This window comes from Kitasatospora sp. NPDC036934, from assembly GCF_055608425.1.
In genome coordinates this window covers 43,357-59,742 of the sequence record NZ_JBVJQR010000013.1, presented here as the reverse complement: position 1 = coordinate 59,742, position 16,386 = coordinate 43,357, and the positions used below count along the sequence as shown (strand labels likewise).

Annotated in this window: 15 protein-coding genes and 1 pseudogene; 7 read left to right on the top strand and 9 right to left on the bottom strand. The window is 75.0% G+C overall.

The features are described 5' to 3' along the window. Positions 1-110 precede the first annotated feature (110 nt). The gene (locus tag ACZ7BZ_RS20960) at positions 111-578 is read right to left on the bottom strand and encodes a hypothetical protein (protein ID WP_380459890.1); all 468 of its coding nucleotides are present in this window, start codon (positions 576-578) and stop codon (positions 111-113) included. A 361-nt stretch (positions 579-939) separates the two neighbouring features. Between ACZ7BZ_RS20960 and ACZ7BZ_RS20955 the strand changes: the two genes are divergently transcribed. Further along, positions 940-3,891, top strand: a complete 2,952-nt coding sequence (locus ACZ7BZ_RS20955; protein WP_470359568.1) for an AfsR/SARP family transcriptional regulator — start codon at positions 940-942, stop codon at positions 3,889-3,891. On the opposite strand, the gene ACZ7BZ_RS20950 is transcribed toward ACZ7BZ_RS20955, so the two are convergent. Both ACZ7BZ_RS20950 and ACZ7BZ_RS20945 read right to left on the bottom strand, forming a co-directional pair. Then, on the bottom strand, positions 3,881-4,504 hold the full coding sequence (locus tag ACZ7BZ_RS20950) for a sigma-70 family RNA polymerase sigma factor (RefSeq protein WP_380459886.1): 624 nt from the start codon (positions 4,502-4,504) through the stop codon (positions 3,881-3,883). The genes ACZ7BZ_RS20955 and ACZ7BZ_RS20950 overlap by 11 nt on opposite strands. A 155-nt stretch (positions 4,505-4,659) precedes the next feature. After that, complete coding sequence (locus ACZ7BZ_RS20945; RefSeq protein WP_470359567.1) at positions 4,660-5,010, bottom strand: hypothetical protein; 351 nt, start codon at positions 5,008-5,010, stop codon at positions 4,660-4,662. 530 nt (positions 5,011-5,540) lie between these two features. Between ACZ7BZ_RS20945 and ACZ7BZ_RS20940 the strand changes: the two genes are divergently transcribed. The 5 genes from ACZ7BZ_RS20940 (at position 5,541) to ACZ7BZ_RS20920 (ending at position 10,728) form a co-directional block, all read left to right on the top strand. Continuing rightward, positions 5,541-7,073, top strand: a complete 1,533-nt coding sequence (locus ACZ7BZ_RS20940) for a flavin monoamine oxidase family protein (RefSeq protein WP_470359566.1) — start codon at positions 5,541-5,543, stop codon at positions 7,071-7,073. Then, a complete protein-coding gene (locus tag ACZ7BZ_RS20935; RefSeq protein ID WP_470359565.1) occupies positions 7,070-8,413 on the top strand; it encodes a glutamate-cysteine ligase family protein in 1,344 nt (447 codons plus the stop codon). The genes ACZ7BZ_RS20940 and ACZ7BZ_RS20935 overlap by 4 nt, the downstream gene beginning before the upstream one ends. Before the next feature lie 158 nt (positions 8,414-8,571). After that, positions 8,572-8,817: a hypothetical protein gene (locus ACZ7BZ_RS20930; RefSeq protein ID WP_470359564.1), complete on the top strand. Its 246-nt coding sequence runs from the start codon at positions 8,572-8,574 to the stop codon at positions 8,815-8,817. Between the two features lie 129 nt (positions 8,818-8,946). Further along, the gene (locus tag ACZ7BZ_RS20925; protein WP_470359563.1) at positions 8,947-9,690 is read left to right on the top strand and encodes a class I SAM-dependent methyltransferase; all 744 of its coding nucleotides are present in this window, start codon (positions 8,947-8,949) and stop codon (positions 9,688-9,690) included. Positions 9,691-9,768: 78 nt separating this feature from the next. Continuing rightward, complete coding sequence (locus tag ACZ7BZ_RS20920; RefSeq protein WP_470359562.1) at positions 9,769-10,728, top strand: phosphatidylinositol-specific phospholipase C; 960 nt, start codon at positions 9,769-9,771, stop codon at positions 10,726-10,728. A 48-nt stretch (positions 10,729-10,776) separates the two neighbouring features. Here the strand turns inward: ACZ7BZ_RS20920 and ACZ7BZ_RS20915 are convergent, their stop codons facing one another. Next, a complete protein-coding gene (locus ACZ7BZ_RS20915; RefSeq protein ID WP_470359561.1) occupies positions 10,777-11,811 on the bottom strand; it encodes a DUF2690 domain-containing protein in 1,035 nt (344 codons plus the stop codon). Between the two features lie 375 nt (positions 11,812-12,186). Between ACZ7BZ_RS20915 and ACZ7BZ_RS20910 the strand changes: the two genes are divergently transcribed. Next, positions 12,187-12,747, top strand: a complete 561-nt coding sequence (locus tag ACZ7BZ_RS20910; protein ID WP_470359560.1) for a helix-turn-helix domain-containing protein — start codon at positions 12,187-12,189, stop codon at positions 12,745-12,747. 102 nt (positions 12,748-12,849) lie between these two features. On the opposite strand, the gene ACZ7BZ_RS20905 is transcribed toward ACZ7BZ_RS20910, so the two are convergent. The 5 genes and pseudogenes from ACZ7BZ_RS20905 to ACZ7BZ_RS20885 form a co-directional block, all read right to left on the bottom strand. Continuing rightward, the gene (locus tag ACZ7BZ_RS20905) at positions 12,850-13,614 is read right to left on the bottom strand and encodes a D-Ala-D-Ala carboxypeptidase family metallohydrolase (RefSeq protein ID WP_380459870.1); all 765 of its coding nucleotides are present in this window, start codon (positions 13,612-13,614) and stop codon (positions 12,850-12,852) included. 97 nt (positions 13,615-13,711) lie between these two features. Next, complete coding sequence (locus ACZ7BZ_RS20900) at positions 13,712-14,176, bottom strand: peptidoglycan-binding domain-containing protein (protein WP_470359748.1); 465 nt, start codon at positions 14,174-14,176, stop codon at positions 13,712-13,714. Between the two features lie 108 nt (positions 14,177-14,284). Next, positions 14,285-14,431 (bottom strand): annotated as a pseudogene (locus ACZ7BZ_RS20895) (hypothetical protein); the annotation flags it as partial. A gap of 315 nt (positions 14,432-14,746) precedes the next feature. Next, a complete protein-coding gene (locus ACZ7BZ_RS20890; RefSeq protein ID WP_470359559.1) occupies positions 14,747-15,835 on the bottom strand; it encodes a peptidoglycan recognition protein family protein in 1,089 nt (362 codons plus the stop codon). A gap of 118 nt (positions 15,836-15,953) precedes the next feature. After that, entirely contained in the window at positions 15,954-16,340 is a 387-nt protein-coding gene (locus ACZ7BZ_RS20885; RefSeq protein WP_470359558.1) for a peptidoglycan-binding domain-containing protein, read from the bottom strand. Positions 16,341-16,386 lie beyond the last annotated feature (46 nt).

Here is a 16,386-nt window from a genome sequence, read left to right as displayed (position 1 = left end):
GGGCGTGTCTGACGATTCCCGCCGGGGGTGCGACGCCGGGGGCGCGCGCTGATCCGACGCGAATGGTCAGACACACCCTAGGAGGGGACGACGGGCCGGGGCCGGGCGGTTCAGTCGACCGGCTCGCCGACCGTCCGCCGCGGGTGTTCCGCCAGGTCGGACCAGGCCGGCGGCGTCCTGGTGTCCGGGCCGTCGAGGACCAGTACGTCGAACGGCGCGTAGTCGTCCCCCAGGACCCGGGCGGTGAAGCCGGCCGCGGCCAGGATCGCGATCACCGCCGCGGCCATCGCGGTATGGATCCCGCCGGCCTGCCGGGTCGCCCCGGTCGGCTCCCCGTCCCGCCCCGGGTCCGCCGCCCGGCTCCGCAGCCGGGGGCTGGTGTGCCAGCTCACCAGCACCTCCGGCTCCTCGCCGAAGTGCTGGTTCCAGGTGCTCACCCGGACCTCCGCGCCGACGGCCAGCGCCGTGTCCAGGCCCGGGGCCACCACCGGCAGCCCGGCGGCGGCGAGTTCGTCGCGGACCCGCTGGGCCAGCCGTTCGAACCGGGCGTTCACGTGTCTCCCGTGAGTCTCGTCCATGCCCGCACGCTACCGGGACGCGCCGATCCCCCGCAGGCGAGCTCCCCTCGGGCCGCACCCCGGCCCGCTCCCCGTCCACGGCGGGCCCACCGTCGGCGAACGCCCGCCCCGGGGCCGCACGCGCGTGCGCACCGCGCCATCCCTTCGACCGCCACACCGAACCGCCCCCGCCGAACCGCTTCCCGCTCCGCCACACCGAACCGCCCCCGCAGGCAACCATCCCGCACCCCTACGGACTCTCTATCCACGGCGGCCCCACCGACGACCGACGTCCGGGCACGGGCAGGACATGTGTGCGCACTACACTTCTCCACCCCGCAGGCCGCCGACGGCTCTCGGGTGCGGCGAGGTGGGAGTACTGGTGCGGATTCGGCTGCTCGGGCCGGTGGAGTTGCAGGTCGCGACCGGCGGCCTGGCCACCCTGGCGGGTGCGCAGCGGCGGGCGGTGCTGGCGCTGCCGGCGCTGCGGCTGGGCCAGGTGGTGACCATGGACCAGTTCTGCGAGCTGCTGTGGGGCGAGCGTCCGCCGGCCAGTGCCCGGGCCGCGGTGCAGGGGCACGTCGCGGCGGTGCGCAAGGTGCTGGCCGACTCCCCGTTCGAGTTGCACACCCGGGCCTGCGGCTACCTGTTGAGCGGGCCGGCTGAGGAGGTGGACGCGCTGCGGTTCGCCCGGCTGACCGGGCGGGCCGGGGAGCTCGCCGGGCGCGGGGCCGTCGGGGAGGCGATCGCGCTGCTGGAGGAGGCGCTGCAGCTGTGGCGCGGCGAGGCCCTGGCCGACCTCCCGGACACCCCGCTGCGGGCCGCCGCGGTGGACCACCTGAAGCAGTCCTCCACCGCGGCCCTGCTCCACTGGGCCGAGCTGCGGCTGCGGCAGGGCACGGGGGCCGCCGCGGTGGCGGTACTGGAGCAGAACGTGCGGCGGGACGGGCTGCGCGAGGAGCTCGTGGCGCTGCTGATGCGCTGCCTGCACCAGGCCGGGCGGCCGGCGGACGCGCTGAACGCCTTCCACCGGACCAGGCAGCGGCTGGACCGCGAGCTGGGCATCCGCCCCGGACCGGCGCTGCGGGCCGCGTTCGCCGAGGTGCTGGCGGACGACCATCCGGAGGAGGTGCGGGTGGCCGCCGCACCGGCTCCCGCTCCCCCGGCCGCCGTACCGCGCCACCGGGCCCCGAACCAACTCCCCCGCCGACGCGTCGACGTGATCGGCCGCACGGCCGAGACCCGGTGGCTGGACCGCGCCTGCGCCCCCGACCGGGCCACCGACGGACCGGCCCTGGTGGTCGGCCCGGCCGGCACCGGCAAGAGCGCCCTGGTCACCGCCTGGGCCCATCGGGCCGTCGACCGCTTCCCGGACGGCGTGCTGTACGCGGACCTACGCGGCCTCGACCCGGACGGCCCGGCCGACCCGGGGGCCGTCCTCGGCCGCTTCCTGCGCGCCCTCGGCGTCCCGGAGGACGCCGTCCCCGCCGACCGGGCCGACCGCGCCGCGCGCTACCGCGAACACACCAGGGGCCGTCGCCTGCTGGTGGTCCTGGACGACGCCGACGACCCCGACCAGCTGGTCGAGCTGCTGCCCGAGGGCCCGGACTGCGCCGCCGTGGTGACCGCCCGCGGCTCCCTGGAGAAGCTGGTCGCCACCGACGACGCCGCCCTGCTGCGGTTGACCGCGCTGCCCGAGGACGACGCCCTGGCCCTGCTGTCGCACCTGCTGACGCCCGGACGCCTGGACGCCGAGCCGGCGGCGGCCGCCGAACTCGTCCGGCTCTGCGAGCACCTGCCACTGGCCCTGCGGATCGCCGCCGCCCGGCTGGCCGCCCACCCGAGCTGGACGGTCGCCGAACTGGTCGCCGAACTCGCCGACGAGCAGACCCGCCTGGCCGCCCTGGAGATCGACGGCGGGACCGGCCTGCGGCAACAACTCCTACTGACGTACCGTCAATTGTCGGTCGAGGCAGCAGAGCTGCACACCCTGCTGGCCGTCCACCCCGGCCGCGCGGTGGACGGCCCGGCCGCCGCCGCACTGCTCGGCACCGACGCCGCGACCGCCCACCGCGCCCTCGGCGACCTGGCCTCCCGCCATTTGCTCACCGGTGCCACCCCGGGCCGCTACCAGCGCACCGAGCTGGTCCGGCTGTTCGCCGCCGACCTGCTGGCCGAGCGGCCCGCACAGGACCGGGAGCACGCCCGCACCCGTTTGCTGGACCACTACCAGGCCGCGCTGCTGCACTGCGGCGGTCTCCTCGACCCCGGTCAGGAGGACACCCCGGCGCCCGACGAGCCGCTCCGGCCCGACCGGCCGTCCCCACCCGTCCCGCCCGTCCCTTCCGTGGTGGACATCCGCAGCGCGCTCGACTGGTTCCGCGCCGAGGAGCCCGCCGTCCGGGCGCTGATCGAGTCCACCGCCCTCACCCGCCCCGACCGGGCCTGGCGGCTCGCCCTGACCGCCGGCTCGCTCTACTACGGCGCCAGCCGCTTCACCGACTGGCTGGCCCGCGCCGACACCGGTCTGGCCGCGGCCGAGCGCTGCGCCGACCCGGTGGCGGCGGCCTTCCTGCACAACTGCCGGGCGCAGGCACTGGTCGCCCTGGAACGCCGCCACGAGGCCGCCGAGGCGGCCCGTCGGGGGGTGGCCGCCGCCGAGTCCGCCGAGGGGCCCGCCGCGGCCTCGGCGCGCGTGCGCGCGCTGGCCACCCTGGGGCTGGTCACGGCGATGCTCGGGGATTCCGCCGGGGCGCGGCGGCTGGCGGCGGACGCGACCGCGCTCGCCGTCGAGTCGGGCAACCGGAAGCGGCTGGTCGACGCCCTGGTCCACCAGGGCTGGGTGAGCCTCGCGACCGGAGACCCGGCGGGCGCCCGGCTCCGCTCCCGGGAGGCCCGGGAGCTACTGCCGCCCCGCCCGGTCACCCAGGTGCACCTGTGGTCGCTGCTGACCGAGGCCCAGTCGCTGCCGCCGACCGTCCGGGACGAGACCGCGGACCTCGCCTGGCACCGGCTGCTGGCCGCCTGCGAGGAGGCGGGGCTGCTCTACCTGCACGCCGTCACCGAGCAGTCCTACGCCGCCCACCTGGTGGCCCGGGGCCGCGCGCCGGAGGTTCGCGCGCGGCTGGCCTCGGCGCTGGAGCGGTTCCGCCGGCACGACCGGCTGGCGGGCCGGCGCAGCGAGTTCACCGCCGGGCTGGAGGCCTCCCTCAGCCTGCGCGCCGACGCCGGACCGGGCACAGGTATCGTGCGGGGCGCCGGGCCGGGCACCGGCACCGACGCCGGAGAACCGCACGGCGCCCCGCACGGCGAGGTCCGGACGCTCAGCCCGTGACCGGCGCGTACCCGTGCTCCGCCGCCAGGACCGGCCGCATTGCCCGGACGGCGTAGAAGTTCCGGGACTTGACCGTCCCCGGCGGCACCCCCAGCTCGACCGAGGCCTCCAGCACCGAACGGTCCTTCAGGTGCAGCTCGACCAGCACCTCCCGGTGGTGCTTCTGCACCCGCCGCAGCGCCAGCGCGATGTCGCGGGCGACCAGCACCTGCTCGTACGGGTCGTCGGCGACCGGCCGGTCCTCCACCGGCTCGCCGATGACCTCCTTGGCCCGGGCGGCGGCCATCCGGTAGTGGTCGATGGCGATCCGCCGGGCGACGGTGAACAGCCAGGGGCGGCTGTGCGCCGGGCCGGCCGCGAGGGCCGCCGGGTTCTGCCAGGCGCGCAGCAGGGTCTCCTGGAGGATGTCCTCGGCCTTGCCGTGGTCGCCGCGGGTGGCCCGCAGCAGGGCGCGCAGCAGGTAGCCGCCGTGCAGCCGGTGGATCTCGGCCAGGGTGTCAGGGTCGAGGGTCGGCCGGGCCGGGGCCGGCTCCGGGGTGGCCGCGGGGTCGGCCGGGGGGCCGGCCGGCGGCCGGGCTACGGACGTGGGCTGAGCGACGGACGGCTTCGACACGCGCTACCTCTCAGGTCGGGCAAGGGCACATGGCAGGGCTTCCGCCGGACATCCCCCGTGGCGGTCCCAGCAGACTGCCGGGCGCCGCCAAGGACCGGCCAACGATCCGCCAACGCCCGCCCGCCGGGCACCCGACCCGTCGGCGAGTGCCGCGCTCACTCCCCGTTCAGCGCCCGCACCAACTCCTCCACCCCGTCCTCGCCCCGGTGCTCGATCAGCACCGCGACCCACCCCGCCAGCCGCTCCCGCTCCGCCACCGTCCACCCGGACGCCGACGGGTGCTCGTCCACCACCAGCGCCCGCGCCAGCCCCAGCAGCCCCGGCGTCGGCTCCGGCCGACGCCCCCGATCCGGCAGCACCGCCAGCGCCAACCGCCGGGCGACCGCCGTCACGTCGTCCGCACTGCCCGCCGGTACCGCCAGCCCGGACGGCCCCGGCACCACCGGCGCGCCCATCCGCACCAGCGCAGCGACGTACGCCCGCAGCTCCGGTCCGTCCGCTTCCATCCCGTGTTCCCCCGTCCTGTCCCGTCCCGCTCAACGGGCCCCCCACCGAGCGGGGTTCAGCCCCGCTCTGCGGACGTCACCCGTCAGTACCCACCACATTGTCCTCGTCCACTCCGAAGCCGAGCCTAGCCAGGTGCACCGACGGCGGAGTTCCCGCCACCACCCGTACCAGGCCCCGGCGGCGCGGCCGAAGAACTGAGGCCCGCCGGGCGCCGCCGGCCGGCCGGCGGCGCCCGCCCCCGGCCCGACGTGCGGTTCCTCGTCCGGCTCGTCCGCGCTGCCCGCGGAACACCGGCCCGGGCACGTTCGGGCCCGCCGCGCGAAGGCCCGTCCACCCCGGACGCCCCGGACACTTCGTGCACCCCGGACACCCGGGTGCGGTCGGCCCCGGCCCGGTCCACCCGGTAACAAGATTGGCCCCGCGAACCCGGGCCGCCTGGTCACCCGCACCGGCGCCGCCGAGTGGCACACGAACGAGGCCTGGCCGAGGCTGGGGCGGAAGTCCCGGTCGCCAGAGGGGTGCGGTGTCGATGTTTGATACGAGCTTTGCGTTCCCGCCCTCCCTGCTGGCCCCGGTGGCCGGCGCCCGCGGCCGGATCGCCGTCGTCGGCGCCGGTGTGGCCGGCCTGGTGAGTGCGTACGAGCTGCAGCGGCGCGGCTTCGACGTCGTCGTCTACGAGCAGGCGAACCGGCCCGGCGGGCGGGTGCGCACCCACCGCTTCTGGGACGGCACCCACGTCGACCTGGGCGCCATGCGCATCCCCGGCAACCACCACTGCGTGCTGCACTACGTCTCCCGGTTCCGCCTGCAGACCCGCCCGTTCGTCAACGTCAACCCGCGCGCCTACTACCACCTGCGCGGTCGGCGGGTGCGGGTGCAGGACGTGGCCTCGCTGTTCCCCGCGTACGCGCTGGCCCCCGCCGAGCGGCAGGCCCCCGGGCCGCTGCTGGACCGGCTGCTCGGCTCGGTGTGGAGCACCCTCACCACCGAGCAGCAGGCCCGCACGCTGGCCGGCCACTGGGACGACCCGGCGCTGGAGCGGGCCGCCTCCGTCTCGCTCTGGCAGTTCGTCCACGAGCACCTGTCCCAGGACGCCTGGGACCTCTTCGGCCACGCCAGCGGCCTCGCCCACTACGAGCAGTCCTCACTGCTGGAGGTCCTGGTCGACTACTTCGGCCTGTTCCACCGCGGGCAGGTCGAGCTGGTGGACGGCCTGGACGCGCTGATCCGCGCCTTCGTCCACGCCCTGCGCCCCGGCAGCGTCCGACTGTCCGCCCGGATCGACGAACTCGCCCTCACCCCGGACGGCGTCCGGCTCCGCGGCACCCGGCTCGGCGCCCCGCTGCACGACCACGCCGACTACGTGGTGTGCTGCGTCCCGGCGCCCGCACTGGACCGGATCACCGTCAGCCCCGGCCTGCCCCACCCGCAGCGGCACGCCGTGCGCGGCATCAGCTACGCCAGCAGCACCAAGACCGTGCTGCACCTGACCCGGCGCCGGTGGGAGCTGGAGGACGGCATCCACGGCGGCGGGAGCTTCACCGACCTGCCGATCCAGCAGTGCTGGTACCCCTCGGACAACGCGGTACCGGCCGAGGACGGCGCCAACGGCAGCCCCGGTCCGCACTGGGCCGTCCGGGACCCGCTGCGCTCGGCCGAACCGACCGCCCTGCTCGGCGCCTACCTGTGGGGCGCCAACGCCCGGCGCTTCACCGCACTGCCCCCGGGCGACCGGGACGCCCTCGTACTGGACTGCCTGGAGCGGCTGCACCCCGGCATCACCGCGGACGTCGACGACATCCTGCACTGCGACTGGGACGTGCAGACCGGCATGGGCGGCGGCGCCTTCGCCCACCTGACACCCGGCGAGCACACCCGCTACCTGACCGTGCTCGGCGCCCCGCACCCCGCCGACGACCCGCGGATCTTCTTCGCCGGCGAGCACCTGTCCGGCGCGCACGCCTGGTGCCAAGGAGCCGCCCGGTCCGCCCTGGACGCCGTGGACGCCCTGCTCGACCGCGCCGGCCACCCCCGGATCGCCTCCCGGGTGGGCACCGCGTGAACGACCGCGAGCTGACCCGCGCGGACCTGCGGGCCCCGTTCCGCCCGGCCCGCCGCGAACAGGTCGGCATCGAGGTGGAGTGCGGCCTGGTCGACCCGGCCACCGGACTGGCCGCCCGCTACTCCGGGGAGCGCGGCGTGCTGGCCGTCCTGGAGGCGGTGCTGGCCCGGTGGGGCGGCGAGCGGCAGGAGGACACCGGCCGGCTGACCGGGGTGCTGCGCCCGGACGGCAGCCAGATCACCCTGGAGCACGGCGGCCAGCTCGAGTACTCGTCCGCGCCCGCCCCCGGCGTCGGCAAGGCGGTGGACGACCTGCGGGCCGCGCTGGAGCAACTCGCCGAACTGGCCGACCGGTTCGGCCTGGCCCTGCTGCCCGGCGGCTACCTGCCGTTCGACCGCCCGGCGGAGACGGAATGGGTGCCGATGACCAGGGGCGCCCTGATGCGCGAGCACTTCGCCGGGCTGGGCGAGGCGGGCAGCAGGGCCCGCAACATCATGGCGCTGTCGCTGTCCACCCAGGTCACCCTGGACTACCTCTCCCCCGAGGACTTCACCCGCAAGCTGCGCACCCAGGCGGCCGCCGCACCGGTGATCTCCGCCCTGCTGGTCAACTCCCCCCTCCAGGCAGGGCGTTCGGAGGGCCTGCTGTCCCACCGCTGCTGGTCCTGGCTGCGGATGGACCCGCGGCGCAGCGGCGTGCTGCCGCCCGCGCTGCGGCCCGGCGTCACCGTGGACGACGTCATCGACTGGGCCCTGGACATCCCGCTGATCCACTACCGCGACCCGGTCGGCCGCTACCACCCGGCGCCCGACCGCACCTTCGCCGAACTCCTGCGGCACGGCTACCCGGAGGGCGGCAAGCCCACCCCGGCCCACTGGGCCGCCCACCTGAACCAGCTCTGGACCGACACCCGGGTCCGCGGCACCCTCGAACTGCGCGGCGCCGACGGCCCGCCGCACCCCTACTCCGCCGCCGTCCCCGCCCTGTGGACCGGCCTCAGCTACCACCCCGCCTCCCTCGCCGCCGCCTGGGACCTGCTCGGCCACTACACCCTGGCGCAGCACCGCGCCGCGCTCGCCGAACTGCCCGTCCAGGGCCTGGCCACCCGCCTCGGCGACGACCCCGTCCGCCCGCTGGCCGCCGAACTGCTGCGCCTGGCCCGGACCGGACTGTCCGCCCGGGTCGCGGCCGGCCTCGAACCGCCGCACGTCCCCGGCTACCTGGACCCGCTGGACGAGATCGTCGCCACCGGCCGCACCTTCGCCGAGCAGTGCCTGGGGCGCTGGCACGGCGAGTTCGGCCGGGACCCGGCCCGCTACGTCGCCGCCCACCGGGTCTGAGGCCGGCCCGGCGCGGTCACCCGAGGCACTCCGGGGGCCCGTCAGAGGCGCGTCAGCAGGACGTCAGCAGTTCGTCAATCCGGGTTCGCCCGCGGGCGGAGCGGCGCAAGCTGAGGGACGTACCTGCAGGTCCGCAGGTCCTTCCGGAGGTGATCCGCATGTCCGTCCTCGCTGGGTTCCATTCCGTCGTCCCCGACGTGCGCCACCGGGGGCCGGGGCTGCGCGCCGCGTGCGCGCGGGTGCTGGAACGGCTGTCCGCCAGCCCGCTGGACAGCTCCGTGCTGGGGGCGCTGGGCGCACCGCGCTCGACCGCCCGCCCGGCCGGGCCGCACGCCCACCGGCGCCCCGCCACCCGCACGGACGGGTCGGCCGCCATGGCGGCCGACCGCCACCCCGGCCGCTGAGGCGACCGCCCACCAGCGGCCGCGGTCCCGACGCCACGCGAGCGGTCGGGCCCGCGGTCCTTGCCCTCCCGCGTCCGCGACCGATAGACACGACCCCGGCACTGTGCGTGATACCCGGAGGTCCCAGCCATGAGCGTGACGAGTCGGTACCGAAACGCCTGGGAGGGGTTCTGGAGCGAGGCGCCCGAGGAGCCCGGCTCGGTGATCTGGGACGCCGAGCCGGCCCGCACCGCGGAGCGCCACCTCGCCCTGTTCAGGCCCTACTTGAGCGAGCCCCGGCTGCCCGTCGTCGACCTGGGCTGCGGCAACGGCCGGCAGACCCGCTTCCTCGCCGAGCACTTCCCCCGGGCCGTCGGGGTCGACCTCTCCGAGACCGCCGTCGGGCTCGCCCGGCGCCAGGACCGTTCGCAGCTGGCCGAGTTCGCCCAGCTGGATGCCACCGACCCGGCCGCCGTCCGGGCCCTGCACGAGCGCCTGGGCGATGCCGACGTGTACGTGCGCGGGGTGATCCACCAGAGCGACCCGGCCGACCGCGGCCCGGTGGCCGAGGCCGTCGCGACCCTGCTCGGGTCGCGCGGCCGGGCCTTCGTCGTCGAACTCGCCGAGTCCGCCAAGGCCGTGCTCCACGGGCTGGCCAAGGATCCGGCCGGGCCGCCCCCGAAGCTGCGCCCGGTCTTCGCCCACGGCCTCGCCCCGGCCGAGGTGGCCGACGCGGCCTTCGACGGGCTGTTCCGCTCGGCCGGCCTGACCGTGCTGGCCTCCGGCGAACTGCCCTTGTCCCTGACCGAGTTCACCCCGGACGGCGAGCGGATCGAGCTGCCGGCCTGGTGGCTGGTGGTCGGCCCGGACGGGCGGGAGCCGGCTCCGCGCTGAACCCGTTGACGCGGCGGCCCCGTTCGAGGAGTGTCGGGTCAAGTCGTCAGAGCCGCACGGGGCAGAGGGAGCCGGTCCATGGGCATCGCACGTCGTGATCTTCTCAGGTGGGGCGTCGGGGCCGGCGGTGCGGCCGCGGTCGGGAGCCTGCTCGGGGTGCCGTCCGCGGCCTGGGCGGCGGGCACCTCGACCACCCCGGGCGGGGTGCCGACGGACGGCTGGATGGGCCGACTGGACGGGAACCTCTCCCTGCTCGACCTCACCGTCCCCGGCACCCACGACTCCTGCTGCCAGAACCCCCGGTACGGCACCGAGTGGTCGCACACTCAGAACTGGGGCCTGCCCCAGCAGTTGCAGGAGGGCGTGCGCTTCCTCGACATCCGCTGCAACGGCCTGGAGGGGGCGCCCGACGAACTCGGGATCTACCACTCCGACGCCTACCAGCACCTCCGGCTCCAGGACGTGCTGGACCAGTGCCGGTCCTTCCTCCAGGCGCACCCGGGCGAGACCGTCCTGATGCGGTTGAAGAACGAGCACGCCGGCGGCCAGGCCCTGGACGACACCGAGTTCCAGCGGCGGGTGAACCACTACCTGGACGACCTGGGCTACCGCGGCCTGTTCCACTTCTACGGCTGGCCCACCCTGGGCGCGGCCCGCGGCAAGGTGGTGCTGCTCGCCGACTTCGCCAACCCGTGGGGCCTGATCGGCTGGTCCAGCGGGCAGAACGGCTGGTTCGACACCCAGGACGTCTGGCAGATCGGCGGGCTCGACCCGCTGGGCGAGAAGGGCCGGGACATCGTCGACCAGTTCGACAAGGCCTTCCTCAACCCGGGCTACCCGAGGATGTTCGTGAACTTCCTCAGCTACGCGGGCGGCTTCTGGCCCAAGACCAGCTCGCAGACCCTGATGGACCGTGCCGTCTACCCGTACCTGAGCGCCCGCACCGGGCAGCGGGCCCGGTTCGGCGTCGTGCCGATGGACTTCCCGGACTTCCATGTGAACGTGTTGCAGATGCTTATCGACAAGAACTTCGTCTGACGGGCACCGGAGCGTCCCGGCGGCCGCCGCCCGGCCGCCGGAGCCCGCTCAGGAGCCCGGCGTCGCGGTCGGGGTGGCGGCCACCGGGGCCGGGGCGCCGCTCACCGGGGTCGGGGTGGACGGGACCAGGACGTCCGCCCGGGTGGCCGGGTCGGTGACCAGTCCGGTGCAGCCGTCGCCGTCCGGCTGGTGGCCGCACACCCGCAGGGTGGTGTCGGGCGCGCCGGCGTCCACCATCATCGAGTAGTTGTCGAAGCCCCAGTGGATCAGGGCGGTCTCCTGCCCGCCGATGCCGGTGGTGATGGTGGCGGTGTCCCCGGGGGCGCCGTCGGTGATCCCGGCCCAGGCCGCCCGGCAGCGGGGGCTGTAGTGGACGTACAGCACGACCTTGCCGATGTTGCCGGTCAGCAGGGTTCGGTCGTCGGCCTCGCACCCCATGGCCGCCGGGTCCTTGCCGGCGCAGCCGAGGCCCTGGCAGAGCGGGTGCGCCGGCGCACCCGTGCCCGCCACGGCCTGGGTCGCGGTGGCGGCCGGACGCCCGGCGGTCGCCGCCCCGGCGGCGCTGTCGGCGCCCCGGCCGTGCAGGTAGAGGCCCGCGAGCAGCACGAGCACCGCGGCCGCGGCGACGGCGGCGACGACCAGGGTCGGTGTGCGGCGCCACCCGGCGCCGCGCACGGTCGCGGGCACCGCGACGGGGACGGGGACGGGGAACGGGACCGACACCGGGACGGGCCTGGCGGCGGCTGCGGGCACAGCGGCGGAACCGGCGGCCGGTACGGGCAGGGCGGCGGGCGCGGACCCGGTCGGCTCGTTCGCGTCGCGGGCGGCCTCGGCCTGCCGCAGCAGGGAGGTCAGCAGTTCGGCGTCGCAGTCCACCGCGGCGATCAGGCCGTCCAGCGCCTGGGAGGTGATCAGACGCTTGCCGTTGAGCCAGCGTTCCCAGGAGGCCTTGCTGAGGTAGGTCCGCTTGCCGAGTTCGGCGAGCGAGATCCGGTGCGCGTCCTTGACCGCTCGCAGCTCCTCGGCCAGACGCCGAGCGGGCTCCGAGAGGTCGTCAGGGAGCGGTTTCCAGGACTGACTCATCGTGGGGGGGCACCTCTGGCGGGTCGACGGCAGGCATGGACTGATCTTCTTTGGGATGATCAGTTTAATCGCGTTCCGGCTCCTGCCCTCACCAGTTTCCCACCGCGCCCACCCGATCGTCCCACCCGTCTCCACTTCGACGTCTCAACTCCCAGGTCAGTGGCCTGGGGACGCGGCGCATCGTCTCAGAACCAACGGAAACGGTCGAAGATCGGTGCACGATCGCGCAGAGTTGGTCGCACCGGGTAGCCCCGAGGTCAACGCCGGGTCTGGTCCGGGCAAAGACCTCGCAGCCGTCAGAGCAGACGAGCGCCCCCGGCACAACGGGACCATGCACGACAACGGTCATCTCAGAGGAAGTTCGGGGAGAACCTCATGGGCCGCCAACACGCGTCCGAGATCACATCACCGTCACCTGCCGATCAGCTCGCCGACGAGCTGCAGTCGTTGAAGAATCTGTCCGGTCTCACCTATGTCCGGCTCAGCGAGCGCACCCACTACGCGAAGTCCTCGTGGGAGCGCTGGGTGAACGGGAAGCAGTTCCCCCCGCGGGACGCGGTGCAGAGCATCGCGTCCGTCTGCGGGGGCGATGTCGAACACCTGCTGGAGCTCTGGCACCTCGCCGAGAGCCGCCGCGTCACGTTCCTCACTCCGGGCACCCCCGCGCCCGGTGGCGAGGTGCCCGGTACCGACCCGGCCGACGGGCCCACGGAGTACGGGCCGCTCCGGGGCGGGCCGCTCCGGAACCGCTCGCCCGAGGGCGGGCCGGGCGAGGAGCGGTCGGCCGACTGCGGGCCGACCGAGGAAGCCCACGCCGAGTGCCCGCACCGCCGGGAGGCAACCCTGCTGAAGGGGTTGGCCCTGGTCTCGCTGGCGCTCGGGGCGGGCGGGGTGCTGGTCGCCACCGGCCGCCGGGGCCTGCGCCGCGAGGTCTGACCGGCCGCGGTAGCCGGTAACACAGCAGCAACACGAGAAAAGGACAGCGGCACCGCGCCCCGTGGGGAGGGCGCGGTGCCGCTGTCGTGGGGGCGCTCGCCGTTACGCCACGCCGTCCTGCCACCACCAGAAGCCGGAGCCGTAGTTGGAGTGCTCGATCCGGCTGTCCACGTGCTGCCAGGAGACGGTGTGGGTCTCCAGACCGGAGAAGCCGCAGGTCTCGGCGATCCGGTAGACGTCGAGCGTCGACAGGCCGGAGACCGCGGTGTCGGCCGCCACGCCGTAGGTGTGCATGGAGTTGCTCGCCCCGCCCACCGAGGCGTTGTACGAGGTGCTGCGGAACCCGGAGTTGATGGTGATCGCGCGGTCACCGGCCTTCTTCCGCAGGGCCTCCAGCTTGTACATGGTGCGGCGGACGTTCTCCTTGACCTCGTCGGCACCGACGTTGCCGCCGCCGAAGCCCGAGCCGTCGTGGCTGGTGAACTCCGACCAGTTGAAGTGGGCGGTGGAACCGTCCGACTTCTCCAGCGCGTTGAGCACGCCGAAGGTCTGCGGGCCGGCCACGCCGTCCGCGCTCAGCCCGTACGCGGCCTGGAACCGGCGCACCGCGGCCGCGGTCCCGGGGCCGAAGGAGCCGTCCACGGACACGTAGGTCTGCGAGGCGGAGTCCGCCGCCCAGCCCGCGACGCGGATCTGCAGCTCGACCACGGCCGAACCGGAGGAACCCTGGCTGAGGTTGCCGGACCAGCCGTAGGCGGCCGCGGGGCGGGCGAACCCGATGTTGGCGACCGCGGCGAGCCCGGCGGCGGCCACGGCGCCGGTGCCGTAGCGCAGGAGGGCGCGGCGGTCGAGGGAAGAGTTGTTCACAACGTGCTCCTTCGAGGAGTCGGCACGGGAAGACGTCGAACAGGGCGGTGCAGGGGGTCCGTCAGGACCGGGCCGGCCGGAGCCGGCGAGGGGCCGGTCAGTACCAGTTGTGGGACTGCCAGAAGCTCCAGGCCGAGCACGGGTCGCCGTAGCGGCTCGCGATGTAGTCCAGGCCCCACTGGAGCTGGGTGGCCGGGTTGTACTGCCAGTCGGAGCCGGCGCTCGCCATCTTGTCGCCCGGCAGGGACTGCGGGATGCCGTACGCCCCGGACGACGGGTTGGTGGCGTACACCTTCCAGCCGCTCTCGTGGACGTAGATCGCGTCCAGGCAGCCGAACTGGCTGCTCACGCTCCAGCCGTGGCTCGGGAACTTCCACTGGGCGGTGATCTGCACGGTCCGCGCGACGCCCATCGCGTTCATGGTGGCCGGGCCGGCGATGCCGTCGTCGCTCAGGTTGTGCGCGTGCTGCCAGTTGCTGACGGCGCCGGTCGTGCCGGAGCCGTAGGCCCCGTCCGCGCCCGAGCCGGCCACCCGCTGGACCTCGGCGACCTTGTTGTGCAGGGCGAGTTCGGTGCGGGCGCCGTAGACGCCGTCCTCGTCGAGGCCGTTGTCGTGCTGGAAGCTGCGGACGGCGGCGGTCGTCTGCGGGCCGTAGTTGCCGTCCACGCCGCTGCTCGCCAGGTAGCCGATGCCCACCAGGTTGCGCTGGACCCAGGTGGTGGTGTCGAGCGCCTGAGCCTGCGCGGGCAGCAGGGCCAGTGCGACGAAGGCCAGTACGGCCGCGGCGAGTGCGCGCAGGGCCGAGGTTTTCTTCACGGTCTTCCCATCCCCTCCGGTGCCTGTCGGGTGATCAGGCGGTGCCGCCCACTCTCGGGGGGCGGTCGGCCGTCCCGCCAGGAGATCGGCGGCACCGGGGACGTCCCGGGCACTCCCGGGACGCCGGGGACGGCGGTGCGAGCGGCCTGGGACGGGCTTGAGACGGGCTGGGACGGGCCTGAGGCGGGCCTGAGACGGGCTGGGACGGGCCCTGAGACGGGCTGGGACGGGCTGGGACGGTCCTGCGGGGGTGCCGGAAGCGCCGGTGACCGGCCCCCGCTGTCCGTACGGACCGGGCCGGTCACCGGGGGGAGGTCAGCCGAGCAGCCGGCTCCAGGTGCGGGCGTCCACCACGCCGTCGGCCGGCAGCCCGGCCGAGGACTGGAAGGACGTCACCCCGGCCTGGGTGCCCGGGCCGAACGCACCGTCCACGCTGACCTGGATGCCGTGCGCCACCAGCTGGCTCTGCACGCCCTGCACCGCGCTTCCCGAGGCGCCGCGGGCCAGCGGCGCCACGGCCTGGCTCCAGGTCTGGTTGCCGGCGACGCCGTCGGCCGAGGCGTGGGTGGTGTTCTGGAAGGCCGTGACGGCGGCCTGGGTGGCGGGCCCGTAGGCGCCGTCCACGGTCAGCGACTGGCCGCGCTGCACCAGCAGGTACTGCAGCGTCTTCACGTTCTCGCCCGAGGCGCCGCTGCTGAGCACCGGCCAGACCGGGCCGGTCGGGTCCCCGCCGATCCGCGCGGCGACGTCCCGGCGGATCTGCGGGATCAGCGCGTAGAGGCGGTCGCCGGGGCACTCGGTGTTGTTGAAGTCCCGGTGGCCGTAGACCTGGTAGGCGCGCAGCCCGTACTGCTGGCAGATGTAGGTGATCAGGTCGATCAGCGCGGCGTACTGCTGGCTGCGCGGGTCGACGGTGGAGTAGGTGCCCTCGTTCTCGATGCCGATCGCCACGGTGTTCTGCGAGGTGCAGTGGGCGCCCTCGACGTGCTGGGTGCCGCTGCGCAGGGTGGCCAGGCTGCTGTGCCGGCCCTCCATGATGTAGGCGCCGCGGCTGACGGTGAAGTGCTGACCGGTGTCGATCCAGTGCTCGCTGTCCATCTGGTAGGTCTGCATCGAGCGGGCCAGCGAGAACGCGGCGGCCTGGGAGTAGTCCGTCACGTTGGGCGTCGCGGTGTGGTGGACGATCACCTTGTCCGGCGCCCCCGCCACGAAGTTGAGCGGGCTGCTGGCCGGCCGGGCGCCCCAGGCGCCGGTGTCGGCGATCACCGGCCCGGTGGCGGCACTCGCCACCCCGGTGGTCAGGGCGGAGCCGAGCAGGGCGCCGGTGCCGACGGCGAAGGCGCCGGCCAGGAAGGTGCGGCGGCCGGGGCCGACCGGGGCGGAGGCGGGGTCAACGGCGTTCATACGGGACTACCTGGTCCTTCGGGGAGCTGGCGGCGGCGGATGGACCCCTGCCCCCGGGCCTGCTGACGGCACGGGGGCAGGGGTGGCAGGGGTGCGGCGTTCCGGGGCGGGCGTGCGGTCAGGAGCTGGTGGGCAGCGCGGCCCGGCACTTGCCGTCCCACTGGTCGTCGCCGTAGGCGAGCACCATGTCCCCGGTGAGCGGGCCGACGATGCCGTCGGCGCTCTTGGTGTAGCTGATCAGGGAGTTCTGGAACCAGCGGATCGCGTTGTCGGTTTTCGGGCCCCAGTAGCCGTCTTCCTGGAGCTTCGGGTACCAGCCGCCGCGGGCGTCGATGAACACGTTGATGTCGTGCTGGACGCACTGCACGGCCGTCCAGTTGTTGGCCTGGCCCGGGCCGACGTACCCGGCGTTGGTGTTGGCGCTGGCGGTGCCGGACACGGTCAGCAGGGCGGCGGCGGCAGCCGCCACCGCGGCGGCGCGCTTGACCAGGGCGTGGATGGCCACGGGTACTCCTCGAACTCGGCAGGGGTCCGCGCTGCGGCGGACCGGA